Genomic DNA, 11,554 nt, shown 5'->3' on the forward strand with positions numbered 1-11,554 from the left:
TCACCTCGGTCCATTTCAGGAGTTGTGGGCCATACAGGAGTCATCTACACGTAGGGGTTCGTCGAGAACTCCGGGTGGCCGCTCGGGAAGTCTTCAGGGAAAAAGCGAACACGGAGGGCTCCGGTCAGCAGGTCCAGCACTACTCCCGTGGAACTTCTCGGCGAGATGACGAAGTCGAGCTGGCCAGCCTGAATGATAACCGTTGACCAAGCTCCGGGATCGCCGACTGGTATCCATAGCAGCGAGTCGCCATTGTCGGTTACTCCCCACTGAATAAGTTCTTCGGGGACAGTTCGGTGACGAGTCAGAATCTCACGCAGAGTGGGTACGTCCTTGCCGCGGAGTATTGATTGCATCGCATCGGTACTGGTATCGATGTCGAGATTCGGATTATCTGCGCCAGCCGCGAAGATCCACAAGAATTCGTCAAAGCATCCTGTGCCGTATACGCGAGTCAGATCGTAATGATCAGCGGGAATTGTTCGGGATACCCGTTCCGTCCGACCGGAGAGAGACGGAACGGGGTTCGATGGAGGCGGGCACAGCTCCGTGAGGTTCGGTAGATCCTCCACATGGTTCATGCCGACCATTCGGGTTGCACCTTCCTACATATTGGGCAGTCGTCTGCTGAACGACCAGCCGAAGTCATCTACGGCTTCAATGAGAACGTGACTGGGAACGTTGCCTCCGTGAGCATATTCGGGAGTCACACTCATGGTGACGGTATTCCCGGTTGATCTCACATGTGCGGCAATAAGGTCTTCGGCATCAGAAATCGGCCCGTTGTTCTGTGTGGTTCCTTGCGTGACAATGTTCCGCATGTCCCGTCCATCACCTCCGAACTGCTGCCCAATCAAGTGTCCCCGCGAATGGCCGGCCGGACCCCCCTGGAATCCAGGGGGAGCGTAACGGGCCCCTCGACCTGGTGGACTTCCGATGAGCCCGTTGGCCGCGTCATCCAGAGTCTGCGGAGTGACCTCCGCGTATGCCGGGCCTCGCTGCCCGTTCGGTGCGATGTCGCTGTAGTACGGGCTGAGTCCAAGGGGGTCGACCCCGGTGTGCGGGTTGTGGACGTAGGTAGCCGGGTTTGGTGCCGGTGCAAGACCAAGCGGGTCCGGTGTCAGGTAGCGGGCGGTCTCAGGGTCGTAGTAGCGGAAGTAGTTGTAATGGAGGCCGGATTCCGGATCGTAGTACTGGCCCGGAAAACGAAGCGGGGTGTACGCCGCAGCGTCGGCATTCCATGTTGTTGTTCCCCAGAGCGTGGCTCGCGTGTGCCATGCGACGCCGCCGTCTTCATCGACGAGTTCTGTCGGTGTTCCGACCAGATCCGTGACAATGGAAAAGAATCGGGAGTCAATTTCCTGCTGCGGCGCTTCGGCTGCGGTGATGCGTTCCGTCTGCGCGATCGGATGGAGACCGTCGTGGTCCCACGTCAGCGTCACCATGTGAGACAAGGACTGTGTTCGAGTCGTCTGCTCGCAAAGGGTGACGCCGTCCCAGGCAAAGTCGATGTGCTCCACAACGGTGCGGCCGTCCACAGCGATGCGTTGCTTGGCGATACGGCGGCCCAGCGGGTCATAGCGATAGCGCCAGAGAGTCTCGTCCGGCGTCGTGACCGAGATCAGACGGTTCTCCGAGTCCCAGGTGTAGCGCCAGGTATCAGGCTTGCGTGACAGGCGCTTCTTCTGGCGCAGAACCATTCGGCCCAAGGCGTCGTACTCGTAACGGGTCGTGCCCGCACGACTGATTCGCGTACCGGTGTAGGCGCGGCGTCCTATGGACTCCTCACCAGGATGCTTGGTGGGCCAGGCAGCATCGGTCAGGTTGCCCGCCTCGTCATAGGCGTAGCGCTCGGTCCAGTTGTGTGCGTGGACAGCGGTGACACGGCTCGCGAAGTCCAGGTCGAATCTCCGGCTTCCCGACAACTGGTCATCGGTACGGACGAGGTTCCCGTCCTCGCCGTACATGTAGGCGCGATTCAGCACACTGCTGCCGTCGGCGCCGGACAGAGACTGGGCGGTGAGGCGGCCGAGGCCGTCGTAAGCATGCGTAAGCGTGACGTTCGAACCGATGGAGCGACGGGTCTCCAGACCGGACCAGTCATGGTCGAAGTGTATGGTCCGGCCCGAAGCGTCCAGTTGCGTTCGGTTACCCAGGGCGTCATGGGTCCATGTGGAAGAGGCCCCAGAAGGGGTTGTCCTACGGGCGAGGCGCCCCAACTGGTCGCGCTCGTAGACCATGTGCCGACCGTTGATCGTCTCGCGTGCGACGAGTCCGTTGAGGTCGTGCAGCAGAGTGAGCGATGCGTCAGGTCCCGTCGCTTTGACCAATGCGCGGGTCAGGTCGTAGGCGAACTCTGTCACATGGTCGCCGCTGGCTTTCCGGACCAAGTTGCCGACGACGTCGTATGCGTACTGGATGGTGTGGCCGAGTGCGTCTGTCCGCGAGGTCAGGCGGCCCGCCTCGTCGTACGCGTAGTTCAGGACCCGGTCGTCGAAATCGCACTCCGCGATCAGTCGTCCGGCCGCATCGTGTTCATAAGACCACGTCAGGCCCTGGGGATTGGTGACTTCGGTCAGTCGGAGGCTCTGGTCGTGCGTGAATTCGTATCTCACTCCGTCAGGACCGATGCGGGCCGACGGCAGGTCGAAGTGGGTGTACTCGAAACGCGTGACGGCGCCGACGGGCGTCGTGTGACTGGTGCAGTTGCCCTCACCGTCGTACGCCCATGTCTCGACGGCGCTGTCGGAAGTGACGCGGTGCGCAAGATGGCCTTCAACCGTCCACGCGAGGCGTGTGGTGTGTCCCAGCGGATCGGTGTACGACACGATCCTGCCGAACGCGTCACGTGCCCAGGTGACGGTGGCACCGTGAGGGTCGGTGGTTGCGACCGGCAGCCCTGCCGGATTGCAGCGCACCGCCCTGGAATTGCCCAGGACGTCCGTGACCGCCGTGACATGACCCGTTGTGTCGTAGGCAAACCGCGTGATCGCTCCCGAGGGATCGATCATGGACGTGCAATTGCCGCGCTCGTCGTACTCCCTGCGCCAGCGGGCACCGTCCGGTCTGCCTATGACCGTGGGGTTGCCGAGATGGTCATACGCAAAGTACGTGCTGGCGCCGTCCGGACGAACCACTTCCGTGGGTCGGCCGTTCTCATCGAGAACCAGTCGCGTGGTGTGTCCCAGCTCATTGATCCGCGCAACGACGTGGTGATGTGCGTCGTACACGGTTCGACGGATTCCGCCCAGTGGGTCGATTTCGGCGATGACCTGGCTGTTGTCGTTGACGACGAAGCGAGTGACGGCGCCTTCGGCGGCGGTGAGGGTGGTGATGCGGCAGTCGGGCCACGCGGGGTCTGTGCCGTCGTAGTCGAGGGTGATGGTGATGTGGCCGGCCTCGCCGCCTTCGGCGACGCAGCGGTCGTGATCGTCGTAGGTGTACGCGTAACGGCTGTGGTTGGTGTCGGTCCAGGAGGTGATGCGCAACCGGTCGTCGTAGGTGAACTTCAGTGGCAGCCCCGAGGAGTTGATGGTCTCGGTGAGATTGCCGTCGGTGTAGCCGTAGCGCTTGATGGTGACGTCGGAGCCGTCTTCGGTGGCGCCAGCCAGAGCCAGTGCGGTGACTCTGCCTTCATCGACTGCGAGCTTGAGGTGGTAGCCGCCGGAGTGGCGGATAGCGACGGGGGTGCCATGCGCGTCGTAGTCGAAGGTGATCGTGTTGCTGTTGCGGTCGACGATGCGGGTGAGCAGGGCGATGCCGTCTGCGGGGAGGGAGAAGTGGCGCCCGTGTCCCAGGAGCGGGTCGTCGATGCGGTAGCCGCCGTTGTCGAGCCGGGTCAGGGGCCAGCGGGGGCCGGCCTCGGGCAGGACCGGGGTCTCCGGGCTCGTGGGGTGGGGGTACGCGAGGAGCAGGCCGTCCTCGGTGACGAACACGATCCCGTCGGCGTCGACTTCGAGGCGCTGGTCGATGGTGGAGGCCCAGGTGGGGCCGAACCACCAACCGGTGCGGTAGTCGGAGGCGACCCGTCGGGTGAAGGCCAGCGGGAGACTGCCCGGCAGTTCCACATCGGTCTGCGGCAGGAACATCGCGCCGGTGGCCATGTCCACCGGGTCACTGCCCTTGGATCGGACCACGCTCTTAAGCCGGTTGTAGGCGCCCTTCGCTCCGTCCGCGATGGCACCTCGAGCCGACCTGCCCAGCCCGCGCGCGGCAAGACCCAGCCCCTTCAGCCCACCCTTGAGGCCCTTGAGGGCGGCCATCCCGCCCTTGAGCCCCTTTGCCAGGCCGCCCAGGGTCGTGATCCCCTTCATACCGGGTATGCAGTCCAACGCCGCGAAGGCCACATCCCATAGGGAGGCCTGACCTTTCGCGTATTTGTTGAGGGTGTCCGCGAGGACGACCAGCGCGGCGACGAGAACGATCGCGCCGAGGATCGGCCCCCCGATGATCATCGCGATGATGCCGACCACCGCGACGACGACCTTGCAGACCGCGACGATGGTGTCCCAGTTGTCGGAGAACCAGTCCCCGACCTCCTCCCACCACTTGCGGTTGTGGATCCCCGCGTCCGAGGCCTCGTCGATCTTGTCCTTGGCAGTCTTCGCCGCCTCCTCCCGCATCTTGCGGGCGTCTTCGGCCATCTTCTTCGCCGCGTCCAACGCACTGTTCGCGGACGTCACATCCGACTGAGCCGACGTCTGGGCCGACTTGGCATGCTGCGCGTCACGGGTCGCGGCCCGGACCTTCGCCTCGTCCGGCTTCTCCTTGTCCTTGCTGCCGGTCGGGTCGTCCTTGTACTTGTCGGCTTCCTTGCTGGCCTTCGTCACCCACGAATCCGCAGACGACAGACGGGACTTGGCCGAGGACAGATCGGACTGCGCCTCACGGCCCTTCGCCAGGGCCTTGTCCGCCAGCGCCTGGGCGCGCTCCAGCTTCGGCCAGTACGCCGCCAGCGCGTCGCCCGCCATCTCGTACGACTTCTTCAGCTTCTTCAGCTGCTTCGGCACGCCAGAGAACTCGTCCTGGAACGCCTTCGCGGACTTGCCGGCCCACTGCAGGACCGCGTCATCGTCCGCCATCCCCTTGATCAGACGAAGGGCATCGGAGACGTCGTCCGCGAAGTCGTGCAGGTTCTTGGCCAGGTGACGGACACGATCCGGATCCCCGGGAGTGGGGTCCTTGTCCAGGTCCAGGACATGCCAATCCGTCGGCCGGTTCCCCGCCACGCCGCAACCCCCGTCACGTTCGCCTCAGTAACTCTCGTACGCATCAGCGAATTTACCGGAGAGAGACGACAGACGTGGTTCAGCTCTGAGCGGCGTACGGCACGAAGTTGGCCCATGCGGCGGGGGCGAAAGTGAGGTGGGGGCCCTGGGGGCTCTTGGAGTCGCGGAGGTGGATGGTGGCGGGGGTGGTGGCTATCTCGACGCAGTCGTTGATGTCGCTGCTGTCGCTGTAGCTGCTCTTGAACCACTTCAGCCCGGAAGCATCCCCGGCCGAGGTCTCGTGGATCATGTTTCTCCCAGCGCTCTCTCGATGAAGGCCAGCGACTCCCTCGGGGTGAGAGCCTGGGCCCGGATCATTCCATACCGCAGTTCAAGGATCCGCAGGTCTTTCGGGTCCGAGACCGGGCGGCCGTTGAACGCGCCGTCGGAACGCCCGACGGCCGTGCCGTCACCGAACTTCAGCACCTGGATCAGACCATGCATTCCGGCATGGTCCTCTCGTTCTGTTGGCATGACCTGAAGCGAGACATTCCGCAACTTCCCCACCTCCAGCAGGTGTTCGAGCTGGCGGCGCAGCACCATTCTCCCTCCGATCGGTCGGCACAGCGTCACCTCTTCCTGGATGAAGCTGAGCGCGGGCGCGGGCGATCGGTCGAAGATCGTTTTGCGCGCCGCGCGAGCGGCGACCCCCCGCTCCACCTCGTCCCGCGAGAGTGCGGGCTGCTGCGTCTCGAACAGCGCCTGCGAATACTCCGGAGTCTGTAGCAGGCCATGGATGTTGTGGTTGCCGTACATCAACAGCTCGACCGCCCGCTCCTCCAACATCTTCAGCTCCCGCACCTTCTTGGGATACCGAGCCTTCTCCATGTCCTCCTTGAACGCCCTGAGGTGCCCGCCCGCATTCAGGACCTCATCCGCCCGGTCCAGGAAGTCCGCCCGCGGAATCCGCGCCCCGCGCTCCACCTTCCGAACCAGGTCCTCCCCGTACCCGATGGCCCGGCCGAAGTCGACCACCCGCATCCCGGCGGCCTCCCGCCAGAGCCTGACCTGCCGCCCGGTCGACTCCACCACCGGAGCGATCTCGTCTTCCGGGCTGACATCCCACCCGGGCTCGTCCACACCCTCGCTGCTCATCGGCACCCACCTCCAACGCCCACCCGTGCCCGTACGACACCCGGGACAGCCGAGACAGACCGGGACAACGTCCGGACAGTCCCGGTACGCACAGGCGTCACCGCAGGTCAACGTAAGCAGGGTCCGCCACGCTGAGTGACATGAATCAAGAAACCGTCCCGGCCGGGCCCCAACTCGACTGCCCCATCCGTAACTTCAGCGTGCTGCTCTCCCCCACGCCCCGTGGCGCCCGCCTGGCCCGGCTGCTCGCCACCGAGCAACTCCGTTCATGGGGGCTTCCGTTGGAGGCTCCGAGTCACATCGTGGCGGAGCTCGCGGCCAACGCGGCGGTCCATGGACGTGTACCCGGCCGCGACTTCCGGCTCACGCTGTACGTCGTGGGCGGCACCCTCCGGATCGAGGTGACCGACACCTGTGGCGACCGCCTTCCCCAGGCTCTGCCGACGCGCCCGGACGCCGAGTCGGGGCGCGGTCTGCTCCTCGTCGAGGCGTTCGCGGACCGCTGGGGCGTGGACCTGGGGCCACCGCCCCGCAAGACGCTCTGGGCCGAGCTGGCCGTCACCGCCGCCGGAACGCGGTCCACCGCGTCCCGGTGAACCGCGACGCGGGCGTTCGCGACATCAAAGCTTTTCAATTCCCCAGGGAGAAAACCCCTCCCAGCCCCACCAGCCTCCCGTCACTCGCAAGGGTGACGATCACCAACTCGGCTGGATTTTCCGCCCGTTGGCGGGCATATGCTCGCGGCGACAGCGCACAAGCGCCACCACAACCGCAGACATGCGACGGCCCCCGGCCGGGACTGGCATCCCGATCGAGGGCCTGACCAACGAGGAAGCAGGACCTTCCCGATGGATACGCAGAACCCTAGCGCGCCCCCGTGCGCCCAGCCCCGGATTCCGCGGGGCATCACCCACATCAACGTCCGCCACACCGCCCGCTACACGGTGATCGGCAACCACCTCGCCCAGCACCGCGAGCTGACGCTCACCGCGATCGGGCTCGCCGCCCACATCCAGTCGCTGCCCGCCGGTGCCCGCGTGGACATCAAGACGCTCACCGCCCGTTTCCCCGAGGGCGAGACGAGAATCGCGGCGGCCCTGCGGGAGTTGGAGGCGCACGGATATCTGTCCCGCAGGCGGGAGCGGCTGCCGAGTGGCCGGGTCGTCACGCACACGGTGTCGTACAACCAGCCGGCACGCATTTCGGAACCCCGGCTCGGCCCCAGGAAGGAGCCGGTCCCCACCCCCGTACGGCCCGTCGTCCAGATCCCGCCGACGCCGCCCGTCGAGTCCCGCCCGAAGCCTCCACACCCCGAGCCCCGTACCCACGACCTGGCCCACCACCGCACGGCCGCCGCCCTCCTCGCGAGCCTGCACCGCGACGACCCCCGCCTCCTGCTCCCCGAGCGCGACGTACACCGCCTCGCCCCGGCCGTCACCGCCTGGCTGGAGCGCGGCACCGCCCCCGAGGCCGTACGCCGCACCCTGACGGCAGGCCTCCCCCGCGAGCCCCTACGGCACCCGACCGCCCTCCTTGCCCACCGTCTCACCGAACTCCTCCCACCACCGGTGCCCGTCACCCCGGTAGCCGTACGCCCGCACCCCCTCCAGAACTGCGAGGGCTGCGACCGCGCCTTTCGCGCCCCCGAACCCGGTCGCTGCCGCGACTGCCGATCCGATCTCCCGGAGGCCGCCTAGCATGAGCGCTCACCACCGGTACCGGGCTGTTCCGCCATGGCCCGATAGCCTGATCGGGGCACCCTTGGAGGACACCATGGGCACACGGTCCGAGCACGGCCACGAGCTGATTCCCCGCCCCGAGAAGACGCCTGATGCCCTGCGCGCGGCCCTCGTCGTCGTCGCCCCCAGTCGCTTGGAGGAGTGCAGGCCGAGAGGGACGAAGCCTTCGCCAAGGCGGTCGAGTGGCAGTCCCTGAGTCCTGTACAGAGCTGGGTTCTGATCTGGGCCAGGGAGATCGAAATCGGCCGCCGCCCTGATCTGTCCCCCCGCTACACCAACGCGAAGGCCAACCTGGAGCACGAAGACCCGGCTGTCGCACGGGAAGCCCTGCGGGAGTTGAGCGCCGTCCTGGACGAAGCCATGCGGGCGGTCCGCGCGTGAGCTGGAAGTGGGAGTACGCCTTCGGTGCGGAGGAAGCCGCCCGCACTGCCACCCGCAAGGAGTTCGTGTACGGCGAGGACGTCACCATTGCCGACTGGACGATCTCGACCGAGGGCCTGCCGCGCTACCCGGAGGGCTGAGGCCCGGCGAAAGAAATCCGTCTGGAGCACTCCCCCGCGACAGCCCACCGGCGGGGACCAGATCGTGGACCCATGGCAGAGGACACCACCACCCTGGCCGGGCAACCCCCTCCCCCCGTCCGGGACTGGCCCGACGTGGGATTGCAGGGGACCGAGTTCGACCCGGTGCTCGCCGAGCTGATGCGGGAAGGGCCGCTGACGCGGATCCGGCTTCCGCACGGGGACGAGGACTGGGCGTGGCTGGCGACGCGGTACGACGACGTGAAGATGATCACGAACGATCCACGGTTCAGCCGTAAGGAGGCCTCCGTCCGGCAGTTCACGCGGCTGGCGCCGCACTTCGCGCCGCGGCCTGGGGCGCTGGCCTGGGCCGACCAGCCCGACCACAACCGGCTGCGTCGCGCCGCGTCGACCGCGTACACCGTGGGCGCGGTGAAGCGGCTGCGTCCCCGTGCCCAGGAGATGCTCGACGAGCTGGTCGACGCCATGGTGCAGGACGGGCCGCCCGCCGATCTGATCGAGCGGGTCCTCGAACCCTTTCCGATCTCCGTCGTCTGCGAGGTCATGGGCGTGCCCGCCGACGAGCGGCAGAAGGTGCACACCTGGACGCGAGAGATCATCTCCACCGCGGGTGGCGCCGAGGCCTCCGAGCGCGCCAAGAAGGGCCTGTTCGGGTGGATCGCGCAGGCCATCCGCGACCGGCAGGACGGCGACGGGGACGACGTCCTGTCGTTGCTCGGCGGCGCAGTCAGGAGCGGCGAGCTCAAGGAGGAGGAGGCGGTCAGCGTCGCCGGCCCGCTCCAGATCGGCGGCGAGGCGCTCACCAACAACAGCGGCCAGATGTTCTACCTCCTGCTCACCCGGCCCGACCTGATGGACCGCGTGCGCAGCGACCCCGCCTCCCGCCCCGCCGCCATCGACGAACTCCTGCGCTACATCCCGCACCGCACCGCCGTGGGCCTGCCGCGCGTGGCTCTGGAGGACGTCGTCATCCAGGGTGTCCGCATCCGCGCGGGCGACCCCGTCTACGTCTCCTACCTGGCAGCAAACCGCGATCCGGACGTCTTCCCCGACCCCGACCGGATCGACGTCGACCGGGACGCCGGAGCGCACATGGCGTTCGGTAACGGCCCGCACTACTGCACGGGCGCCGTCCTCTGCCGTATGCAGATCGAGCTGCTGATCGACACCCTGTTGGAGCGCTGCCCGGACCTCCGCCTCGCTGTCCCCGCCGATGAGGTCCCCTTCCGGCAGCGCACGATGATCCGCGGACCGATCTCCCTGCCGATCGCCTGGTGACCAGGTGACCGGTCTCATCGACCGGACGCCAGGCCCTCCTCGGCTCCGACCCCGCATCCGCCCGCGCCACGTCGGACAGCACCGGAAGCGCGGGCGCCCCCCTTCCACTCGAATTTACTCAGCGGCATGAGCGGCATGAGCGGCATGACAAATAGTGGAGGGAGGGTCCCCTGGGGGGGTGGGTCGTCAGCAGGGGGACGGCGGGACCGCCTCCGCATCGCGCACGTCACCGTTTGACAGGGCACGGCCGGAGGCTTGCGCTTGTAAGGAGGCGTCGGCGCAACATTCTCCGCTCCCCGCGCCGCGCCGGCCCGAAGGAGGCCGTCATGACAACGCATTCGTCGCCCCCACCGTCAGTGGACGTCGCCGAAGGTGCGGTTGTCGGACTGTGGCGCTATCCAGTGAAGTCGATGATGGGGGAGGAGCTGAACGCCTCCGAGGTCACGGAACGCGGGCTTGTCGGGGATCGGCGGTTCGCCGTGGTCGATCCGGCGACGGGCAAGGTCGCAGGTGCGAAGAATCCGCATAAGTGGGGGAACTTCTTCGAGTTCCGGGCCGCGTATGTCGACCCTCCGCGGGCGGGCGGACAACTGCCCGCCGTCCGCCTGACCCTGCCCGACGGCACCGTCGTGACGAGCGCCCAGCCCGATGTGGCCCCTCTGCTGTCCGAAGCGCTCGGCCGGGAGGTCACGCTCGCGATGGCACGGGGCGACGACGAGTCGTCCCGCGCGACGGCCGAGGAGTACTGGCCGGACATGGCGGGGCTGGAGCACCAGGACACCGTGACCGAGTGGGACCTGCCGACGGGGACCTTCTTCGATCTCGCGGTGGTGCACCTGATGACGACGGCGACGATCGATCGGCTGCGCGCGCTCTATCCCGAGGGCCGCTTCGAGGCTCGCCGGTTCCGGCCGAACATCGTCGTGGCGACCCGTCCGGAGCTGCAGGGTTTCGTGGAGAACGACTGGGTCGGTCACACGGCGGCGATCGGCGACGGGGTCCGCCTGCGGATCACCGGTCCCTGCTCTCGCTGCGTCATGATCACTCTGCCCCAGGGAGACCTGCCGCATGACAAAGGCATCCTGCGCACGGTGGCGCAGCACAACCAGGTGAACGCAGGGGTCTACGCCGACGTGATCACGGGCGGAACGATCCGGCGCGGAGATCACGTCACGCTCGCGTGAACTCGGAAGCGACATACCGCGACTCCGGAGGGAACGAACATGGGAACGCAGCCAACCTCGCTCTACGAGCGGCTCGGCGGTATCTACAGCATCGCCACCGTGGTCGATGACTTCATCGACCGGATCATGGTGGACGACCGGCTGAACGCCAATCCGCGCGTGGACGACGCGCACCACCGCGTGTTGCCTCCGGGGTTCAAGTACCTGGTCACGGAGATGGTCGGGGAAGCCTCCGGGGGACCCCAGCGATACACGGGGCGCACGATGGAGGACAGCCACCGCGACCTGCGGATCACCCCGAACGAGTGGGAGGCCTTCATGGATGACCTCAACCAGACGCTCGACAAGTTCGGGGTGGCGGAGCGGGAACGGTCGGAGTTGGTCGCCATCGTGCGAAGCACGCGGGACGCCATCGTCGTACCGGTGCTCTGAGCGACTCTTGTCGCCCC

Annotated in this window: 10 protein-coding genes and 1 pseudogene; 7 read left to right on the forward strand and 4 right to left on the reverse strand. The window is 66.7% G+C overall.

Annotated features, from left to right (window positions below):
* Positions 1–44: 44 nt before the first annotated feature.
* The 4 genes from IEY95_RS35750 to IEY95_RS35765 form a co-directional block, all read right to left on the reverse strand.
* Complete coding sequence (locus IEY95_RS35750; RefSeq protein ID WP_189190339.1) at positions 45–590, reverse strand: hypothetical protein; 546 nt, start codon at positions 588–590, stop codon at positions 45–47.
* A 15-nt stretch (positions 591–605) separates the two neighbouring features.
* Entirely contained in the window at positions 606–5,228 is a 4,623-nt protein-coding gene (locus IEY95_RS35755) for a DUF6531 domain-containing protein (protein ID WP_189190340.1), read from the reverse strand.
* A 79-nt stretch (positions 5,229–5,307) separates the two neighbouring features.
* A complete protein-coding gene (locus IEY95_RS35760; protein ID WP_189190341.1) occupies positions 5,308–5,517 on the reverse strand; it encodes a DUF397 domain-containing protein in 210 nt (69 codons plus the stop codon).
* Complete coding sequence (locus IEY95_RS35765) at positions 5,514–6,362, reverse strand: helix-turn-helix domain-containing protein (protein WP_189190342.1); 849 nt, start codon at positions 6,360–6,362, stop codon at positions 5,514–5,516. Before IEY95_RS35765 ends, IEY95_RS35760 begins: the two co-directional genes overlap by 4 nt.
* A gap of 140 nt (positions 6,363–6,502) precedes the next feature.
* Here IEY95_RS35765 and IEY95_RS35770 point away from each other — a divergent pair, with 140 nt between their 5' ends.
* From IEY95_RS35770 to IEY95_RS35800, 7 genes and pseudogenes are all read left to right on the forward strand, one after another.
* Positions 6,503–6,958, forward strand: a complete 456-nt coding sequence (locus IEY95_RS35770; RefSeq protein WP_189190343.1) for an ATP-binding protein — start codon at positions 6,503–6,505, stop codon at positions 6,956–6,958.
* Positions 6,959–7,210: 252 nt separating this feature from the next.
* The gene (locus IEY95_RS35775; RefSeq protein WP_189190344.1) at positions 7,211–8,059 is read left to right on the forward strand and encodes a helix-turn-helix domain-containing protein; all 849 of its coding nucleotides are present in this window, start codon (positions 7,211–7,213) and stop codon (positions 8,057–8,059) included.
* A gap of 76 nt (positions 8,060–8,135) precedes the next feature.
* Positions 8,136–8,482: pseudogene (locus tag IEY95_RS35780) on the forward strand (hypothetical protein).
* Positions 8,479–8,622, forward strand: a complete 144-nt coding sequence (locus tag IEY95_RS35785) for a hypothetical protein (RefSeq protein WP_444544771.1) — start codon at positions 8,479–8,481, stop codon at positions 8,620–8,622. The pseudogene IEY95_RS35780 and the gene IEY95_RS35785 overlap by 4 nt, the downstream one beginning before the upstream one ends.
* 72 nt (positions 8,623–8,694) lie before the next feature.
* Positions 8,695–9,921: a cytochrome P450 gene (locus tag IEY95_RS35790; protein ID WP_189190345.1), complete on the forward strand. Its 1,227-nt coding sequence runs from the start codon at positions 8,695–8,697 to the stop codon at positions 9,919–9,921.
* 326 nt (positions 9,922–10,247) lie between these two features.
* Positions 10,248–11,105, forward strand: coding sequence for an MOSC domain-containing protein (locus tag IEY95_RS35795; RefSeq protein ID WP_189190346.1), 858 nt, complete (start codon positions 10,248–10,250; stop codon positions 11,103–11,105).
* A gap of 39 nt (positions 11,106–11,144) precedes the next feature.
* Positions 11,145–11,537, forward strand: coding sequence for a group I truncated hemoglobin (locus IEY95_RS35800; protein ID WP_189190347.1), 393 nt, complete (start codon positions 11,145–11,147; stop codon positions 11,535–11,537).
* Positions 11,538–11,554: the final 17 nt, after the last annotated feature.

Source organism: Streptomyces albiflavescens (assembly GCF_014645835.1).
Taxonomy (GTDB): Bacteria; Actinomycetota; Actinomycetes; order Streptomycetales; family Streptomycetaceae; genus Streptomyces; species Streptomyces albiflavescens.